15 protein-coding genes are annotated in these 17125 nt (G+C 70.7%); 4 read left to right on the top strand and 11 right to left on the bottom strand.

What is annotated here, in order from left to right; translation table 11 throughout:
• Positions 1 to 56 precede the first annotated feature (56 nt).
• Complete coding sequence (locus ASF78_RS03290) at positions 57 to 2039, bottom strand: hypothetical protein (RefSeq protein ID WP_056584849.1); 1983 nt, start codon at positions 2037 to 2039, stop codon at positions 57 to 59.
• Between the two features lie 104 nt (positions 2040 to 2143).
• Here ASF78_RS03290 and ASF78_RS03285 point away from each other — a divergent pair, with 104 nt between their 5' ends.
• On the top strand, positions 2144 to 2686 hold the full coding sequence (locus ASF78_RS03285) for an NUDIX hydrolase (RefSeq protein ID WP_056584848.1): 543 nt from the start codon (positions 2144 to 2146) through the stop codon (positions 2684 to 2686).
• A 6-nt stretch (positions 2687 to 2692) separates the two neighbouring features.
• Here the strand turns inward: ASF78_RS03285 and ASF78_RS03280 are convergent, their stop codons facing one another.
• The 5 genes from ASF78_RS03280 to ASF78_RS03260 form a co-directional block, all read right to left on the bottom strand.
• Complete coding sequence (locus ASF78_RS03280) at positions 2693 to 2902, bottom strand: hypothetical protein (RefSeq protein WP_056584846.1); 210 nt, start codon at positions 2900 to 2902, stop codon at positions 2693 to 2695.
• Between the two features lie 101 nt (positions 2903 to 3003).
• A complete protein-coding gene (locus ASF78_RS03275; RefSeq protein ID WP_056584844.1) occupies positions 3004 to 3777 on the bottom strand; it encodes a M15 family metallopeptidase in 774 nt (257 codons plus the stop codon).
• A gap of 205 nt (positions 3778 to 3982) precedes the next feature.
• Positions 3983 to 5839 carry a carboxypeptidase-like regulatory domain-containing protein gene (locus ASF78_RS03270; protein WP_156374016.1) on the bottom strand — a complete coding sequence of 619 codons (1857 nt, stop codon included), beginning with the start codon at positions 5837 to 5839 and terminating at the stop codon, positions 3983 to 3985.
• Positions 5840 to 6187: 348 nt separating this feature from the next.
• Entirely contained in the window at positions 6188 to 7612 is a 1425-nt protein-coding gene (gene glnA / locus ASF78_RS03265) for a type I glutamate--ammonia ligase (protein WP_056584839.1), read from the bottom strand.
• A 166-nt stretch (positions 7613 to 7778) separates the two neighbouring features.
• Positions 7779 to 9953, bottom strand: a complete 2175-nt coding sequence (locus tag ASF78_RS03260; protein ID WP_056584837.1) for a glutamine synthetase III — start codon at positions 9951 to 9953, stop codon at positions 7779 to 7781.
• Between the two features lie 118 nt (positions 9954 to 10071).
• On the opposite strand from ASF78_RS03260, the gene ASF78_RS03255 reads away from it, so the two are divergent.
• The gene (locus ASF78_RS03255) at positions 10072 to 10572 is read left to right on the top strand and encodes an RDD family protein (RefSeq protein WP_056584836.1); all 501 of its coding nucleotides are present in this window, start codon (positions 10072 to 10074) and stop codon (positions 10570 to 10572) included.
• 4 nt (positions 10573 to 10576) lie between these two features.
• Here the strand turns inward: ASF78_RS03255 and ASF78_RS22685 are convergent, their stop codons facing one another.
• From ASF78_RS22685 to ASF78_RS03230, 5 genes are read right to left on the bottom strand one after another with little or no spacing between them, the layout of a single operon-like run.
• Entirely contained in the window at positions 10577 to 10783 is a 207-nt protein-coding gene (locus ASF78_RS22685; protein ID WP_056584834.1) for a class I SAM-dependent methyltransferase, read from the bottom strand.
• 7 nt (positions 10784 to 10790) lie between these two features.
• Positions 10791 to 11507 carry a DUF4191 domain-containing protein gene (locus ASF78_RS03245; protein WP_056584832.1) on the bottom strand — a complete coding sequence of 239 codons (717 nt, stop codon included), beginning with the start codon at positions 11505 to 11507 and terminating at the stop codon, positions 10791 to 10793.
• A 40-nt stretch (positions 11508 to 11547) separates the two neighbouring features.
• Complete coding sequence (lipA, locus tag ASF78_RS03240; RefSeq protein ID WP_056584830.1) at positions 11548 to 12549, bottom strand: lipoyl synthase; 1002 nt, start codon at positions 12547 to 12549, stop codon at positions 11548 to 11550.
• Positions 12550 to 12600: 51 nt separating this feature from the next.
• Positions 12601 to 13269, bottom strand: coding sequence for a lipoyl(octanoyl) transferase LipB (lipB, locus tag ASF78_RS03235; RefSeq protein WP_056584828.1), 669 nt, complete (start codon positions 13267 to 13269; stop codon positions 12601 to 12603).
• A gap of 10 nt (positions 13270 to 13279) precedes the next feature.
• Entirely contained in the window at positions 13280 to 13774 is a 495-nt protein-coding gene (locus ASF78_RS03230) for a MarR family winged helix-turn-helix transcriptional regulator (protein WP_235518369.1), read from the bottom strand.
• A gap of 44 nt (positions 13775 to 13818) precedes the next feature.
• Between ASF78_RS03230 and ASF78_RS03225 the strand changes: the two genes are divergently transcribed.
• On the top strand, positions 13819 to 16092 hold the full coding sequence (locus tag ASF78_RS03225; RefSeq protein ID WP_235518368.1) for an MMPL family transporter: 2274 nt from the start codon (positions 13819 to 13821) through the stop codon (positions 16090 to 16092).
• 5 nt (positions 16093 to 16097) lie between these two features.
• The gene (locus tag ASF78_RS03220) at positions 16098 to 17123 is read left to right on the top strand and encodes a Gfo/Idh/MocA family protein (RefSeq protein WP_056584824.1); all 1026 of its coding nucleotides are present in this window, start codon (positions 16098 to 16100) and stop codon (positions 17121 to 17123) included.
• Positions 17124 to 17125: the final 2 nt, after the last annotated feature.

The raw sequence follows: 17125 nt of genomic DNA, 5'->3' as shown, positions 1-17125 counted from the left end.
CGTTGTGTGCGGTGCCGGCAGGTCCCTGCACAACTGACTCCCAGCGCGCGCACAGGTCAGCGCCGCACGGTCACCACCCGCTCGGCCGTCGACGTGCTTCCGGCGGCGTTGCTCAGCACCGCGACGAACCCGTAGGCGCCGGGCTCGAGGCCGGTCACCGCGGTCCGGACGGTCTGGCGCCGGGGCGTCGCGGCCGTGAGGTCCTGCTCGTCGACCAGCACGCCGTCGCGGTACAGCGCGTAGTGCGTCGCGTTGGTGCCCCACCACAGGTTGGTGGTCACGGTGAACGAGCCGTCACCGTCGCGGTTGTCGTCGGACAGGACCGCGAGGGCCGGCGACGCGTCCTTGACCACGACGGTGTGCGGGCGTGACGTGCTGGTGCCGTACGGGTTGAGCAGCTCGACCACGTAGGTGTACGACCCGTTCACGTTTCCGGTGATCGGGAACGCGACGGTCTGGCGGCGGGGCGTCGTGCCCGTGAGCCACGCCGAGTCGACGAGCACGCCGTTCTCGTAGAGCTTGGCGACCGTCGCGTTCTGGCCCCAGTAGAGGTTCGCGGTGATCTTGTAGGACCCGTCGAACAGGCCGGTGCCCTGGCCGTTGTCGTCGGACAGGACGGCGACGGCGGGTGCAGCGGTGGCGACCGGCGTACCTGAGAGGAGCAGGCCCGCACCGGCCTCGGCACGGACGATTGCGGGCACGTCCTCGACCGCGTCGAGCGTGTAGTCGTACACGTCGGCCGGGTTCCACCGTGCCGTCGGTGCCAGCGGGACCGGCGCCGTCGCGTTGAACGCGGCGAGGAGGTCGGCCGGTTCGCCGTTCACCGTCGAGCCCGTCTCGAACAGCTGCGTGCCGCCCCACCGTGTGATGACGCGCGCCGGGTCGACCCCGTCAGCCAGCTCGAAGGCGTTGCTCTCCGCGTAGATGCTCGACTCGACGCCCGCGCCCCAGTAGTACTGGAACAGCCCTTCCTTCGTCTGCGTGTAGAGGTTGTTGTAGAGGTGCACGTCGCCGAACCGCACGCGGGGCGCGCGCTGGCCGATGTCCGTCCACAGGTTGTGGTGCAGCGTGACGCGGTGCTGGCCGCGGTCCTGCGCCCGGGAGTCGGAGGAGCCGATGAGCTCGGTCTTGTCGTGCTCGTCGAACCGGTTGTAGGACGCGGTCACCAGGTCCGAGCCGTGCGTGATGTCGAGCAGCCCGTCGTGGACCTCGTACGGCCGGCCGTAGACGGTGGGGAGCGCCTCCGCCGGGTGGGCGCCGTCGTCGAACGTGTTGTGGTCCACCCACACGCTGGTCGACGTCCAGACCGACACGTTGTCGTAGGCCGAGTTCCAGTTGCCCTCGTTCGTGTCGCCCGGGTCCCACGCGGGGAAGCAGTCGTAGGCGTCGGACACCGTGAGGTTGCGCAGGATCACGTTGTGGGCGTCGCGGATCCGCAGGCTGGCCCCCACGATGCGGGCGTCGTCGCCGACGCCCACGAGGGTCACGTTGGAGCCGATGTGCTGGAGGGACTGGGCTGCCTGCACGGCAGCGGCGGCGACGCGGGCGGTCTCCATCGGGCCGCTCGGGTCGGCACGGCCCCACGGGCCTTCGGGGTCGAAGTGGTCGATGTAGTCGGCCATCCGGAACGGCTGACCCGTGTCGGAGACGACGACCTGCGCGCCGAAGCCGTCGCAGGCGCTCGGCTCGAAGGCGGTGATGGTCCCGGTCACGTAGATGATCCGCGGCACGACGTTGCGTCGCGCATCCGTCTGGCTGCCGCCCGCCTTGCCCGCGAGGGCGTCGCGGAGCTCCTGCCACGTGTCGACGACATACACCTGGGAGGCCTCGGCGGCGGCTCCTCCGGTGGTGCCGGTGGCGACCGTGGGCTTGCCGTCGGGGACGGTCGGGCCTTCGAACGATGCCCATCCGTCGCCGGGTGGGAGGACCTCACGGCCGAGGTCGACGGCGGGGGGCGGGGGGGCTGCACCTGCGCTCGTCGAGGGGAGCAGGAGTGCTCCTGCGGCGAGGGTGACGACGAGGGTGTGACGAGCTCGCATGAGACGTCCTTGTCTCCGACAGGGGGGTGAGAAACCGGTTTCCGTACCGTGTCACAGAATGTCCGGTAAGCGCAATCCCTCGGGTGGTCTGAAAGGGTCCTCTCATGACGCTCTGGCGCACGCGCAGCTCGACGACCGTGTACGAGAACCCCTGGATCCGGGTGCGGGAGGACTCGGTCGAGCGTCCCGACGGCAGCGCCGGGATCTACGGCGTGGTGGAGGTCCGCAACCCCGCGGTCTTCGTCGTACCGGTGACCGCCGACGACGAGGTGGTGCTCGTCGAGGTGGACCGCTACACCACCGGGGTGTCGCTCGAGGTCCCCGCCGGTGGCTCCGACGGCGAGGACCTGCTGCTCGCCGCGCAGCGTGAGCTGCGGGAGGAGACCGGTCTCGTCGCGGACTCGTGGGAGCACGTGGGATCGATGTTCGCGCTCAACGGGATCAGCAACGCCCCGGAGCACGTCTTCCTCGCGCGCGGCCTGCACCTCTCCGACGAACCCACCGAGCACGCCGTCGAAGGGATCACCGGCGTCCGGACGGTCCCGTGGAGCGACGTCGTCGCCATGGTCGCGGACGGCACGATCACCGACGGCGAGACGGTGGCCGCGCTGATGTACGCGGCGATCGCCCTGCGCCGGATCACCTGACCCGCGTCAGAGGACCAGGTCGAGCACCGCCCCGATCAGCGCGGCCGACACCAGACCTGCCACCGCCCATGCGAGCATGCTCCCCGCCACGTACAGCGCGAAGCGCCGGTGCTCGTCGGCCGACTCGCCCCACACCGGAGCGGGTGCCCACCGGACGGTACCCACCAGGTGCCGGACGCGGTCGTGGACGGCGGGGGACGGGTGGACGGCAGACATGGGGAGCTCCTGTGGGTGCACGCGGACCGGGCAGCCGGGATGGCCGGCACGACCATCGTCCTCCTCGCGGAGGCCGGACGGTCGGGCCGAACGTCCCGTCGTCAGCGCCGGGGGCGACGCGGAGGCGGTGCCGCGAGCGAGGCCTGCAGAGCACCGACGGCCTGCGACAGCGGCCCGAGGCCCTGCGCCAGACGGTCGATGATCAGCTTGTCGACGGCCTCCTTGTCGATCTGCGTCAGCACGCCGTTCCCCTGGTGCTGGGTGAGCAGCTGGTCCACGACCGTGGTGACGCGTCCGATGATGAGGCGGTCGATCGCCTCGAGGTCTGCTTGGTTCAATGGCATGTCAGCCTCCGACACGAGCGGGATGAGGATGCCGTCGTCCGGGTCGGACGTGTCCGACCAGTGCCACGGCTCCCCGATGGATCTGCCCTCGGCGTTCGAGAACGAGTGGCGGACGGCGACGTCCGCGAACTGGTCGTACCTGACGGTGGTGGGTCTGAACTGCCGGTAGTGGCCCACGTTCACGACGTCGACCGTGGTACCGAGACCGTGGTTGGACTTCCCGGGCACCGCCGCCGAAGGTGTCTGCGAGGTCCGGCGCCAGAACGTGTTCGGCCCCCACTTCTTGGCCGGGCCATGTCCGGTCCTCTCGGTGGTGTAGTTCCTGCTGAACAGGAGCCGTTGACGGGCTTCGTCCCGGTAGCCGTCGCCCGCCGACGTGACATCCGGCCACCAGCCGAACCGCTCGTGCACCTCGTCGCGGATCGCGGCCCACCGCCGCGCCGAACCCAGACGCAGCTTGGCGCCGGACTCGCCGGCGACCGGCACGAGCAGGACACCGTCGAGGGCGCCGTTGACGAGACCCACGGTCACGCCGTCCCGTGCGTCGTCGCGCCGACGGCAGGACGTGGGGGTGCGGATCCAGGGACGGGGACGGGAGGGATGGCGGCCATGACGAGCTCCTCGAGATGCACGGATGACGTATCCGCTGAGCCCGGCACACCGGTGCCGGGCTGCGCGCGACGGGAGGGAGCTGCTCGGGGGCGCTCCGCGCGCAAGGGCGCCCCCGAGGTGTGCGTCAGTGGCAGTACAGCCGCTGAAGCGTCTGCGTCGTGTCCAGGTACCGACGCGTCACATAGCTGAGGTTGACCGAGTAGGCGCAGGCAGGGTCGGCGGCGACGTTGATCGGGATGCCACCGGTGCTCGTGCCGTTGTGCGGACCCGAGGCACCGCCACGGAACCCGTAACCCCCCGCGACGAACGCCCCCGCGGGGGTCTGCGGTGGCGAGTGCACGGTGCCGCCGTTGTTGTTGATCGTCACGGTGAAGCTCCTCAGGTGCGGGTGGTCCACCGTGTGGAGCAGGTGGATCGTCGTCGCGCCGGACAGCGGGTTGCAGCCGTTGAGCCGCAGCTCCTCGAGGTCGAGGGTCGCGACGACCGCCGAGTTGTCGAAGATGATCGAGTCGAGCTGGTCCAGGTGCGTCACCGTGTCCGTGGTGGCGTCGCGCACCTCGAAGCCGACGCGGTACCGGCGCACCGGCTCCTGCTCGTTCGCCGGGAGCGTCTCGCCCGCCTGCGCCTTCGGGAGCCCGCCCGGCTTCTTCGGCGGGTGCGTCGAGGTGATGGCGTGCGTGTTGAGCTCGATCAGGTCGAAGGTGCGCAGGAAGTTCGACGCGCTCACGTTGACCACCGCGGTCGAGCCCGGCGGGTTGAACATCGGCACCGTGACGGGCATGCCCGCCACCCGAACGAACCCGTCGGCGTCGAGGTTGCCGGCCTCCACGAACACGGGCGCGGACTGCGCGACGCTGTTGCCGTCGGTGTAGAACACGTAACCGATGTGGGTCGCGCCCACCTGCGTCCGGACCGGGGTCAGGCTCACCGGGGGCACGGTCGGCGGGCTCGCCGGGTCGTCCGGGTCACCCATCCACGTGTACTCGCCGACGAGGAACCGGTACTTCAGCGGATGCCCGGTACCGACGTCCGTCAGCGGGCAGTTGCCGCGAAGCGTGACGGTGCCCCCGAAGACGTACGCGCCGCCCGCCGGGTCCGCGTAGCCCAGGGCGTCGAACGTGGAGCCCGGCTGACCGTTGCCCGGGTGGATGTCGAACACCTCGACCTGCTGCCAGTGCGGCGTGTTCGGGGGGTCGCCCACCACCTGGTCGGTGCACAGGTCCAGGCAGAAGCAGTGCCCCACGTTCTGCCGGCCCGGCCGACGACCGTCGGCCTGCGTCTCGGTGATGATCGGCTGGCCACCGAGCGTCACCTTCGCGTAGACGTCCGGACCCTCGGTGAGCTCGACGTTGATGAACGGGGAGAACGGCGTGCGCCGGAAGTCGGACGCGAGGTACGTCAGGACGTAGTGGCCGGTGCTGTCGGTCGTCGCACTGCCCAGCGAGTCGTCCTGCAGCCAGTCGGCGTCGAACGCGGAGACGACAGCACCGGGGATCGGGCTCCCGTCGTCGCACGTGGTGATGCGGCCGCTGATCGTCCAGATGCCGAAGAGCGCCAGGACGTGGCACCAGAACCGGTTCGGGACGGCGTACTCCCAGACGGCGACGATGGTGTCCGCGGTCTGCCGCCAGCGCGGCTGCACCGTGGTCAGCGCGAACTGGCGCGGCTTCGCGTTCGGGTCGTGCCGCGGTCGGGGTGGCTTCTCGACGTACAGGTCGAGGTCCAGGGCGCCGCCGTCGTACTCCTTGTCGTCGATCGTCAGGACGTACGCCCCTGAGCTCTCGACGCGGGCGACGGCGAGAGGCGCTCCCGCGCGCTCGTCGTCGGCTATCTCGTGGAAGGTCTCCTTGTCGGCCGCGACCGCCTGCTCGGTGGCGCGGTCACCCGTCGACCGGTACGCGCGCAGCTCGAGGCCGGTGAGCGGCTCCCGGGCGTCGTGACACAGCGTTCCCCACAGGGATCCGCGGATCTCGTATGCCATCGTCTTCTGCCCCCTGATGAGTGCGAGCACCTCTGTGTGCTTGCTGAAGATCAGGAGCGCGGTCGCCCGGTGGGAGATACGTCCCGGTTTGGCCCGGGTGCCGGATGCGTGATAAGGCGCCGTCCGGCGCCCACGTGCTCCGTCAGCCGGCCGGACGCAGCGGACGCGCCCGGACCGTCGCGGCGGGTCATCGGGCGGGCCCGCGCCGTGTCGGTGATCAAGGTCCGGGTGGTGCGCTCGCCGCACCGCTTCTGTGGCAGACGTGGGGCACCCCCGCCGCCACGAGGGCGACGGGGGTGCCGTCAGTGCAGGTCAGAGCGTCACGGGAGCAGCCGTGGGCGCTGATCTTTACACGTCGTAGTAGAGCTCGAACTCGTGCGGGTGCGGGCGCAGACGGATCGGGTCGACCTCGGCGTTGCGCTTGTAGTCGATCCACGTCGAGATCAGGTCGGGCGTGAAGACGTTGCCCGCCGTGAGGAAGTCGTGGTCGGCCTCGAGGTGGTCGAGGACCTCGCCGAGCGAGCCGGGGACCTGCTGGATGGCGGCGTGCTCCTCGGGGGGCAGCTCGTACAGGTCCTTGTCCACCGGGTCCGGCGGCTCGATCCGGTTCTGGATGCCGTCGATGCCGGCCATGAGCATGGCCGCGAACGCCAGGTACGGGTTCGAGGACGGGTCCGGCACGCGGAACTCGATGCGCTTGGCCTTCGGGTTCGAACCGGTGACCGGGATGCGGATGCACGCGGAGCGGTTGCGGGCCGAGTAGACCAGGTTGACGGGGGCCTCGAAGCCGGGGACCAGGCGGTGGTAGGAGTTCACCGTCGGGTTGGTGAACGCCAGCAGCGAGGGGGCGTGCTTGAGCAGGCCGCCGATGTACCAGCGCGCGAGGTCGGACAGGCCGCCGTAGCCCTTCTCGTCGAAGAACAGCGGCTCGCCGTCCTTCCAGAGGGACTGGTGGACGTGCATGCCGGAGCCGTTGTCACCGAAGAGCGGCTTCGGCATGAAGGTCGCCGTCTTGCCGTTCTCGTGGGCCACGTTCTTCACGACGTACTTGAAGAGCATGACCTTGTCGCCGGAGATCGCGAGCTTGTCGAAGCGGTAGTTGATCTCCTGCTGGCCGGCGGTGCCGACCTCGTGGTGGGCGCGCTCGACACCGAGGCCGAGGGCGTCCAGCTGCAGGCTGATCTGGTCGCGGATGTCCGAGAACCCGTCCACCGGGGGCACGGGGAAGTAGCCGCCCTTGTAGGGGATCTTGTGGCCGAGGTTGCCACCCTCCTCCTCGCGGCCGGTGTTCCAGGCCGCCTCGAAGGAGTCGATCGAGTAGAAGGACTCGTTCTGCTTCGTGTGGAAGCGGACGTCGTCGAAGATGTAGAACTCGGCCTCGGGGGCGAAGAAGGCCGTGTCGGCGATGCCGGTCGACTTCAGGTACGCCTCGGCCTTCGCGGCGACCTGACGCGGGTCGCGGCTGTAGGGCTCGTCGGTGTACGGGTCGACGATGTGGAAGTTGATGTTCAGCGTCTTCTCGACCCGGAACGGGTCGAGGTAGGCGGTGCTGATGTCGGGGATGAGCTTCATGTCCGACTCGTGGATCGCCTGGAAGCCGCGGATCGAGGACCCGTCGAACATCTGGCCCTCGGTGAAGAAGTCCAGCTCCAGCGAGTAGGCGGGGACGTTGAAGTGCTGCATCGTGCCGGGCAGGTCACAGAACCGGACGTCGACGAACTTCACGTCCTCGCTCTTGATGAACGCCAGGACTTCCTCTGGCTTGCTGAACATCCGCTGCTCCTCGGTCGGTGGTACCCGTGGGGTCGGGCAAGGCGAGGCTACGAGCGCCTGGTTTCTCTGTCGTGTACCAAGTGTTTCGACAGCGTTACGGGGCCGTCCCTCGTGTAACGAATGTCGACACTATGCCCTGGGCCCGGGTCGGTCGCGGCCCGTCTCATCACAGGATGAAGAGCATCTCCTGGTACGTCGGCAGCGGCCAGAGGTCGTCGGCGACGAGCTCCTCGAGCGCGTCGGCGGCGGACCGGACCTCGGTCATCGCCGGCAGCAGCACGTCCCGGGCGTGCTCCGCCTCGGCGAGCGCCGAGTGGCCGACGTCGGACTTGAGCGCCACCCGCAACGAGGACAGCCCGGCGCGGAGGGCGGCGAGCGGTGTGCTCACCTCGTCGAGCGGCGCGGTGTCGGTCTCGACGCCGGCGGCCTTGAGCGCCCCGATGTTCAGCGCGATCTCCGTCTGGTGCTTGACCGCCGCGGGCAGGATCGCGGTGGTCCCGATCTCCAGGGTGAGGCGGGCCTCGACCCCGATCGTGAGCGCGTACTGCTCCAGGCCGATCTCGTAGCGGCTGTGCATCTCGCGGTGGTTGAAGACGCCGTAGCGCTCGAACAGCTCCATCGCGGACTCCGTGACGAGCTCCGGCAGGGCGTCGAGCGTGGTCTTGAGGTTGGCCAGGCCGCGCTGCTCCGCCTCGACGGGCCACTGGTCGGAGTAGCCGTCGCCGTTGAAGACGATGTTGCCGTGGTCGGTGATGATCTGCGTGAGCAGGTCCTGCACCGCCGTGTCGAAGTCCGTCCCGGCCGCGACCGCGGTCTCGAGCACCCCGGCGGCGTAGTCGAGCGAGTCGGCCATGATCGTGTTGATCGTGGTCATCGGTCCCGCGACGGTCTGCATCGAGCCCGGTGCGCGGAACTCGAACCGGTTGCCGGTGAAGGCGAACGGGCTGGTGCGGTTGCGGTCGCCCGGGTCGGTGGGCAGCACGGGCAGCGTGTCGACGCCGATGTGCATGACGCCCTTGCCCTTCGACGACGAGGCGGCTCCCTTGGCGATCTGCTCGAACACGTCGGCCAGCTGGTCGCCGAGGAAGATCGAGATGATCGCCGGGGGAGCCTCGTTGGCACCCAGCCGGTGGTCGTTCGTGGCGGACGCGACCGACGCGCGCAGCAGGCCGGCGTACTTGTGCACGGCACGGATGACGGCCGCGCAGAAGACGAGGAACTGGGCGTTGTCGTGCGGGGTGTCGCCCGGCACCAGCAGGGAGCCCAGCTCGGCGTTGCCCAGGGAGAAGTTCACGTGCTTGCCGGAGCCGTTGACGCCCGCGAACGGCTTCTCGTGGAACAGGCACTCCATGCCGTGCTTCTTGGCGATCGCCTTGAACGTGGTCATGAGCAGCTGCTGGTGGTCGGCGGCGAGGTTGCCGCGCTCGAACATCGGCGCGATCTCGAACTGGCCGGGAGCCACCTCGTTGTGCCGGGTCTTGGCCGGGATGCCGAGCTTGAACAGCTCCCGCTCGGTGTCCATCATGAAGCCGAGCACGCGGTCGGGGATGGCGCCGAAGTAGTGGTCGTCGAACTCCTGCCCCTTCGGCGGCTTGGTGCCGAACAGCGTGCGGCCCGCGTTGAGCAGGTCCGGGCGGGCGAGGAAGAAGTGCCGGTCCACCAGGAAGTACTCCTGCTCGGGCCCGCAGAACGCCACGACCTTCTGGTCCTCGTGCCCGAAGAGCGCGAGGATGCGCGCCGCGTGCTCGCCCATCGCCTGCTGCGAGCGCAGCAGCGGGGTCTTGTGGTCGAGGGCCTCACCGGTCATCGACACGAACACCGTCGGGATGCACAGGGTGTTCCCGTTGGGGTTCTCCAGGATGTACGCCGGGCTCGTGACGTCCCAGCCGGTGTACCCGCGCGCCTCGAACGTGTTGCGCAGACCACCGTTGGGGAAGCTCGATGCGTCCGGCTCGCCCTGGACGAGGGTCTTGCCTGCGAACTCAGCCAGCGAGGACCCGTCGCCGACCGGCTCGAAGAAGCTGTCGTGCTTCTCGGCGGTCAGACCGGTGAGCGGGTAGAAGACGTGCGCGTAGTGCGTCGCCCCCTTCTCCAGGGCCCAGTCCTTCATCGCGGACGCGACGGCGTCGGCCACGTCGGGGTCCAGCATGGCGCCGTGCTCGATCGTGGCGACCACGGACTTGTAGACCGACTTCGGCAGTCGCTTCTGCATCACCGTCTTGCTGAACACGTTGAGGCCGAAGATCTCGCCCGGTGCCTCGGCCACGTTGAAGCTGATCGCAGGCGGCACGTAGGCCTCGACGTTCCAGATCGCCTCGCGACGCACGGCGTTTCCGCTCATGAAGACCCCTCAGGCAGGACTGACGCCCCGGTGTGGTCAGCGGAGCAGGTGGGGTCACCGTACGAAGGTCGGGTACCGCGGATGTTTCCGGGACGTTGCTGTCACCTACCCTTCTGAGGTGGCAGATCGAGGCGACCTCAGCTCCTGGCTCGGCGGCGGACCGGCACCGGAACCCGGCGGCGGCCGGGGGGTTCGGCTGGGTCTGCCCGACGCCGGACCCGGGTCGCTCGCGCCGCTCGGCCGACGGGTCGTCGCGCTCGTCATCGACTGGGTGGCCTGCCTGGCCATCTCGGGGGCGTTCTTCGCGAGCGTCCCGGACGCCTTCTTGCTGAGCCGTGGCAACCCCTTGGCGACCCTCGGGATCTTCGCTCTGGAGAACGTGCTGCTGGTCGGCTCGATCGGTCACACCCTGGGGCACCGGATCGTGGGCCTGCGGGTGCGTCGGGTGTTCCCGGGCCAGAAGCGGGACGACGCGGCGTGGGCGACCATGGCGCCCGGGTTCCTCAGCGCGCTGGCCCGCACCGTTCTCCTGTGCCTGGTCGTCCCGGCCGTCGTCTGGGACTCGGACGGGCGGGGACTGCACGACCGGGTGGCCGGGACGGCGATCGTCCGACGCTGACCGCTCAGGCGGGTGCTTGCGACGTGAGGCTGTACCGCCAGTAGAGGTGTCGTCGCCGCCGCCCGGTGACGCGCACGAACCCGGCTGAGCGCAGCTTGCGCGTCAGCAGCCCTTCTCCGCAGCCGACGTCGAGCGCGCTCGACGCGCTTCCCGCGAGACGCAGGGTGAGCGGGTGGTAGTGCGTGTTGTGGTTCCAGCGCCGGTCGCTCATCGGCGGGTCAGCGCCCGCGCATGCCCTTACGGTCGGGGCGCGCGCGCATGGGGTCGACGCCCTTCGGCACGGGGAGCTTGACGCCACCGAGCGCGGTGAGCCGCTTGTTCACCTCGGCGACCTCCTGCTTGCTCAGCTTCGGGCGGAGCTTCTGGACGGCGCGCGGCAGCTTGCGCAGCGGGACCTGGCCGTCGCCGTCGCCGACCTGGATGAGGGTGATCGGCGCACCGGAGATGACGCGGGCGGTGCGCTTGCGCTCCGACTCCAGGAGCTTGGCGATGCGGGGTGCCGGACCTTCGCCGACGAGCACGACGCCCGGGCGGCCCACGCCCCGGAAGACGAGGTCCTGCGAGCGGGGGTCGATGGCGACCGGCTCCTGCGTGAAGGTCCAGCCGCGTCGGATGGTCCCGAGGGCGGCGTAGGCCGCGCCGGGCTGGCCCTCGATCTGCGTGTACGCGGCCGTCTCGGCGCGCCGGGCGAGCACGAACATCGCCGCGAGCAGCGCGAACGGGATGCTGAGCAGCAGGACGTAGACCAGCGCGTTCACCAGGAACCCGATGACGACGCCGACCGCGATGGTCCCGAAGAACACCGCCAGGATGATCCAGGTGACCGCCGGATCGTTCTTCCGGGTCATCTGGTACGCCTGCCACACCTGGTGGTACCAGCGGGTCTTCTTCACCTTGGGCGTCGGTGCAGCGTCGGAGGTCTTGTCGCGGGCCATGGGCCCGAAGTCTACCGACGGATCGGGGCCCTCCTGACCCTCAGCGGGCGAGCAGGCTCGCGGCCTCCTGGCGCGACGTGGTCGGCTCCGCGAGGTGCGCGAGCGCCTCGGGGATCGGCCGGCCGTAGCGGCGCATGGCCTGGCCCCACAGCCGGCCGGCGCGGTACGACGACCGGACCAGGGGACCGCTCATGACGCCGAGGAACCCGAGGCGCTCGGCCTCGGTCGACAGCTCGACGAACTCCTCGGGGCGGACCCAGCGGGACACGGGGTGGTGTCGCACGGACGGGCGCAGGTACTGCGTGATCGTGATGAGGTCGCAGCCGGCCTCGTGCAGCTCGGCGAGCGCCTCGACGACCTCCTCGGTGGTCTCGCCCATGCCGAGGATGAGGTTCGACTTGGTGACGAGTCCCTGCTCGTGCGCGCGGGTGATCACCGAGAGCGACCGGTCGTAGCGGAAGCCGGGGCGGATCGTCTTGAAGATGCGCGGGACGGTCTCGAGGTTGTGGGCCAGCACCTCGGGCTGCGACGAGAAGACCTCGTCGAGCAGCTCGGGCGTCGCGTTGAAGTCGGGGATGAGCAGCTCGACGCCGGTGCCGGGGTTGACCGCGTGGATCTGGCGGACCGTCTCCGCGTAGAGCCAGGCGCCGCCGTCGGGCAGGTCGTCCCGGGCCACGCCGGTCACGGTCGAGTACTTCAGGCCCATCGCCTGCACGGACGCGGCCACGCGGCGCGGCTCGTCGGCGTCGAACGCGGCCGGCTTGCCGGTGTCGATCTGGCAGAAGTCGCAGCGCCGCGTGCACTGGTCACCGCCGATGAGGAACGTCGCCTCGCGGTCCTCCCAGCACTCGAAGATGTTGGGGCACCCGGCTTCCTCGCACACCGTGTTCAGGCCTTCGCGCTTCACCAGGCCCTTGAGCTCGGTGTACTCGGGGCCCATCGTCGCGCGGGTGCGGATCCACTCCGGCTTGCGTTCGATGGGCGTCTCGGAGTTGCGCGCCTCGATGCGGAGCATGCGTCGGCCATCGGCTGCGATCGTCACGTCGGTCAGACTAACCCGCCGTTCCGGCGTCGGCTGCGGGGGAGTCGCGCGTCACACCGCGGCGACGGGTCGCACGGCCAGCAGCGGGACCAGGGTGTCGGCCAGGTGGCCGCGGACCAGGGGCAGCGCCTCGGCGATCGTCACGCGCCGACCGGTCTCCACGGAGAGCGACGTCACGTCGGCGTCCTCGATCCCACAGGGCACGATGCGGTCGAACGCCGTCAGGTCGGGCTCGCAGTTCAGCGCGAACCCGTGCATCGTGACGCCGCGCGAGACGCGCACGCCGATGGCCGCGACCTTCCGCTCGCGGCGGTCGTCGTCGGCGGCGAACCACACCCCGCTGCGCCCGTCGATGTCGCTGCGGACCGCGGTCAGGCCCAGGTCCGCGCACGTCCGGATGAGGGCTTCCTCCAGGGCGCGGACGTAGCGGATGACGTCGATGGGGGTGGCCAGCTTCACGATGGGGTAGCCGACGAGCTGACCGGGTCCGTGCCACGTGATGCGGCCACCACGGTCGACGTCGATGACGGGTGTGCCGTCGACGGGGCGGTCCCACCGCGCGGTGCGCCGGCCGGCCGTGTACACGTCCTCGTGCTCGCACAGCAGGACGGTGTCCTCACGTGTCCCGTCCGCGACCGCCGCCTGGACCTCCCGCTGCAGCTGCCACGTGGGCTCGTAGGGGAGCAGACGCGTACCGAGGTCGAGCTCGTCGAACCGCATGCCCGTCAGGCTAACCCTGCGACGCGGACGAGTCGTCCGTGTGCGGGTCGCCCGCGACGACGGCGAGCAGCCGCCGCAGCTCCTCGGCCTCGGCGAGCGTGAGCCCGCGGGTGACCATCGTCTCGGCGAGCTTGCGGTCGGACGCGACGACGAAGGCTGAGCGTCCCGCGTCCGTGATGGTGATCACGTGCCGGCGCCGGTCGTCGTCGTGGGGCGTCCGTGTGACGTAGCCGCTGCGCTCCATGCGGGCGAGGACGCGGCTCATCGTCTGCTCGGTGACACCGCTGGCGGCCGCCAGCTCGCGCTGCGACATGGGCGCGCGCAGCAGGTGGGCGAGGACCGCTTGGCTGGCGTGGTTCAGGTCCCATGCAGCGAGGTGGGCGTTCCAGTCCCGTTCGACGCGGCGTGCGGCCGACGAGAGCAGCCGCCCGACGGGCCAGTGCGCAGGATCGGGGGAGGCGGGATCGAGCGTGGGGCTCGTCCTGCTCTCCTGGTCCACGGTCACGCCTCCGTTTGCTGTTTCGTCGAACAAGCCCAATGATACTCAGCATGCTGAGTAATCGCCGGTCCACCCTTCTCCGCGCCGTGCTCGTCGGCGTCGCCCTGGTCGTGTGGCTCGGCATCGGATCGGTCGGCGGGATGGCGCAGGGCAAGCTGTCGCAGGTCCAGACGAACGACGCCTCGGCGTTCCTGCCCTCGTCGGCCGAGTCCACCCGGGCCGCCGAGGAGAGCAAGGGCTTCGTCGACACCGAGACACTACCCGCGCTCGTCGTCCTCCAGCCCGCCGACGGGAGCGAGGTCACCCCCGACCAGCTGGCCGCCGTGCAGGACTGGGCGGAGGCGTTCCCCGACGAGGCGCTGCCGCCCGGCAACGAGGGAACGTGGTCCGACTACCTCGTCGGCGAGGTGGCGGTCGTGCCGTCGCAGGACGGCGAGGCGATCCTCGTCGCGTACTCGCTGGACGGGGCGTCGTCGGAGGAGCTGCTCGCCGACGAGGAGGGTGTGACCGACTCCTTCGTGCTGGCGCTGCGCGAGTCGCTGGAGTCCGAGCTCGGAGCCACCGCGACCTCCGCCGGGGAGCTCGGGCTGCAGGCCTGGGTCACCGGCCCCGCCGGGTTCGTCGCCGACCTGGTCACCGCGTTCGGCGGGATCGACGGCGTCCTGCTCCTCGTCGCCCTCGGTGCCGTCCTGCTCATCCTCGTCCTGGTCTACCGCTCGCCGTTCCTGCCGTTCGTCGTGATCCTCACCGCGGTCTTCGCGCTCTGCCTGGCCGGCCTGGTCGTCTACAACCTCGCCGCGAACGGCACCCTCGTGCTCAACGGGCAGTCGCAGGGCATCCTGTCGATCCTCGTGGTCGGTGCGTCCGTCGACTACGCGCTGCTGCTCGTCGCGCGCTACCGGGAGGAGCTCGCGCACGTGGAGCACCCGGCCGAGGCCATGAAGCGCGCTCTGCGGGCGTGCGTCGAGCCGATCGCCGCCAGCGCGGGGACCGTCATCGCCGGCGTCCTGTGCCTCCTGCTGTCGGACCTCGGCTCGAACCGCAGCCTCGGCCCGGTGGCCGCCATCGGCATCGCCTCCGCCCTGCTCGGTGCTCTCACGCTGCTGCCCGCGCTCCTGCTCGTCTTCGGCAAGCGGTCGCGCATCCTCTTCTGGCCGCGCGCGCCGCGTCCGGTGCCGGTCGTCGCGCACGAGGCTGACCACGCGCACGTCGACACGACCGTCGAGCCGGACCCGGCCGACGGGACAGGGCTGTGGCCGCGGCTCGCACGGTTCGTCGGACGCAAGGCCCGGCCGGTGTGGATCGTCACCGCGCTGGCCCTGGCCGTCGGTGCGGCGTTCCTGCCCACGCTCAACGCGTCCGGGACCAACCAGGTCGACATCTTCCTCACCGACGTCGACGCGGTCGCCGGCGAGGAGGTGCTGGCCGAGCACTTCCCCGCCGGGTCGGTCCAGCCCGCGATCGTCATCGTCGACGAGGCCGACGTGGACGCGGTCACGACCGCGGCCGAGGGCGTCGACGGCGTGGAGTCCGTGACGCCGTACACCGGCGCTCCCGCGGGCGTCGAGGGTGACACCGCAGCGGTCGTCGTCGTCGACGGGCGGGTGCGGCTCGACGTCGCCACCACGGCGTCCGCGGACACGCAGGACGCCGTGGCCACCGTCGAGGAGCTGCGCACGGCCGTCCACGGGGCCAGCCCGACCGCGCTCGTCGGAGGCGCCGCCGCGGAGACGCTCGACACGAACCTCGCCAGCGAGCGGGACCTGCGCGTGATCGTCCCCGTCGTGCTCCTCGTCATCGGCGTGATCCTGATGTTCCTGCTGCGGTCGGTCGTCGCCGCCGGCCTCCTGCTCGCCGCCAACGTGCTCTCGTTCGCCGCTGCGCTCGGCGTCTCGGCGATCGTCTTCAACCACGTCCTCGGCTTCGCCGGCGCCGACCCGGTCGTCCCGCTGTTCGCGTTCGTGTTCCTCGTCGCCCTCGGGGTCGACTACTCGATCTTCCTGATGACGCGCGTCCGCGAGGAGTCGCTGAAGATCGGGACGCGTGCGGGCGTGGTCCGCGGGCTCGCCGTGACGGGTGGCGTGATCACCTCCGCGGGCGTGGTGCTGGCCGTCACGTTCGCCGCGCTCGGGGTCATCCCGCTGCTGTTCCTCGCGCAGATCGCGTTCATCGTCGCGTTCGGCGTCCTGCTGGACACGCTCGTCGTGCGCAGCCTGCTCGTCCCGGCACTGGTGCACGACCTCGGGCGCCGGACGTGGTGGCCCAGCGCCCTGTCGCGGCACCAGGAGCACGGGCTGCACAAGGTCGCCCCCGACCTAGAGTGAGGCGCATGGAGGCGCTGCGGGTCGGGCTGGTCGGGTACGGGGGAGCGGGCCGGGGGATCCACGCCCGGCTGCTGCGGGAGGCGGGTCAGCGGGTGACGTGCGTGGTCACCCGGAGCCGCGCGCAGCAGGTCGAGACCGACTGGCCGGGCGCTCGCGTCGTCCCCGACGTGGACGCCCTGCTCGCGCACGCCGCCGAGCTCGACCTCGTCGTGATCGCGAGCCCGACCGGCGAGCACGTGGCGCACGTCCAGGCGTCGCTCGACGCCGGGCTGCACGTCCTGGTCGACAAGCCCCTGGCGACCACCGCCGACGACGCGGAGCTGCTGGCGTCGCGCGGCGACGGGCGGCTCACGGTGTTCCAGAACCGCCGCTGGGACCCCGAACAGCTCACGTTGCTCGGCGTCCTCGCGAGCGGAGAGCTGGGCACCGTGCACCGGTTCGAGCGGCGGTGGGAGAGGTTCCGTCCCGTGCCGCAGGACCGCTGGAAGGAGAACGACCCCGACTCGGGCGGGCTCCTGCTCGACCTCGGGGCCCACCTGGTCGACTCCGCGGTCCAGCTGTTCGGGCCCGTCACGCAGGTCTACGCCGAGCTGCACGCCCGCACCACCCCCGCCGTCGACGACGTGTTCCTCGCGCTCGTGCACGCCGGCAACGGGGTCGTGAGCCACCTGCAGGCGGGCGCCGTCGTGGGTGCTCCCGGTCCGCGCACGCGCGTGCTCGGCGACGGAGGCGCGTATCTCGTGACCAGCTTCGAGGGCGAACCGACCCCGTTCGCCGCGCTCGACGACGCGTACGAGGAGACCCGACGGCCCGGCGAGCCCGTGCACGAAGGATGGTTGGTGCGTGGGGCGGACCGGCAGCCGGTGCCGCAGGCCCCCGGAGGTCACGTCGACCTGTACCGCGAGGTCGTGCGGTGGGTCGTCGACGGGGGTCCGCCGCCGGTCGACCCGGCCGACGCGGCCCGCACCGCCCGGGTGCTCGACGCCGCCCTCGTGTCCGCCGCGGAACGACGGGTGGTCGCCCTGCCCTGACC

The sequence above is a fragment of the Cellulomonas sp. Leaf334 genome (assembly GCF_001424195.1).
Classification (GTDB): domain Bacteria; phylum Actinomycetota; class Actinomycetes; order Actinomycetales; family Cellulomonadaceae; genus Cellulomonas.
The sequence above is the reverse complement of the archived record's forward strand: the minus strand, read 5'-3'. Positions and strand labels throughout refer to the sequence as shown.

Bases quoted from the DNA above. Each gene is read 5' to 3' on its own strand.
- ASF78_RS03245 (WP_056584832.1), bottom strand. From the start codon at position 11,507: ATGGCCCGCGACAAGACCTCCGACGCTGCACCGACGCCCAAGGTGAAG.
- ASF78_RS03225 (WP_235518368.1), top strand. From the start codon at position 13,819: ATGCTGAGTAATCGCCGGTCCACCCTTCTCCGCGCCGTGCTCGTCGGC.
- glnA (WP_056584839.1), bottom strand. From the start codon at position 7,612: ATGTTCAGCAAGCCAGAGGAAGTCCTGGCGTTCATCAAGAGCGAGGAC.
- ASF78_RS03280 (WP_056584846.1), bottom strand. From the start codon at position 2,902: ATGTCTGCCGTCCACCCGTCCCCCGCCGTCCACGACCGCGTCCGGCAC.
- ASF78_RS03290 (WP_056584849.1), bottom strand. From the start codon at position 2,039: ATGCGAGCTCGTCACACCCTCGTCGTCACCCTCGCCGCAGGAGCACTC.
- ASF78_RS03285 (WP_056584848.1), top strand. From the start codon at position 2,144: ATGACGCTCTGGCGCACGCGCAGCTCGACGACCGTGTACGAGAACCCC.
- ASF78_RS03220 (WP_056584824.1), top strand. From the start codon at position 16,098: ATGGAGGCGCTGCGGGTCGGGCTGGTCGGGTACGGGGGAGCGGGCCGG.
- lipB (WP_056584828.1), bottom strand. From the start codon at position 13,269: ATGCGGTTCGACGAGCTCGACCTCGGTACGCGTCTGCTCCCCTACGAG.
- ASF78_RS03260 (WP_056584837.1), bottom strand. From the start codon at position 9,953: ATGAGCGGAAACGCCGTGCGTCGCGAGGCGATCTGGAACGTCGAGGCC.
- ASF78_RS03270 (WP_156374016.1), bottom strand. From the start codon at position 5,839: ATGGCATACGAGATCCGCGGATCCCTGTGGGGAACGCTGTGTCACGAC.
- ASF78_RS22685 (WP_056584834.1), bottom strand. From the start codon at position 10,783: ATGAGCGACCGGCGCTGGAACCACAACACGCACTACCACCCGCTCACC.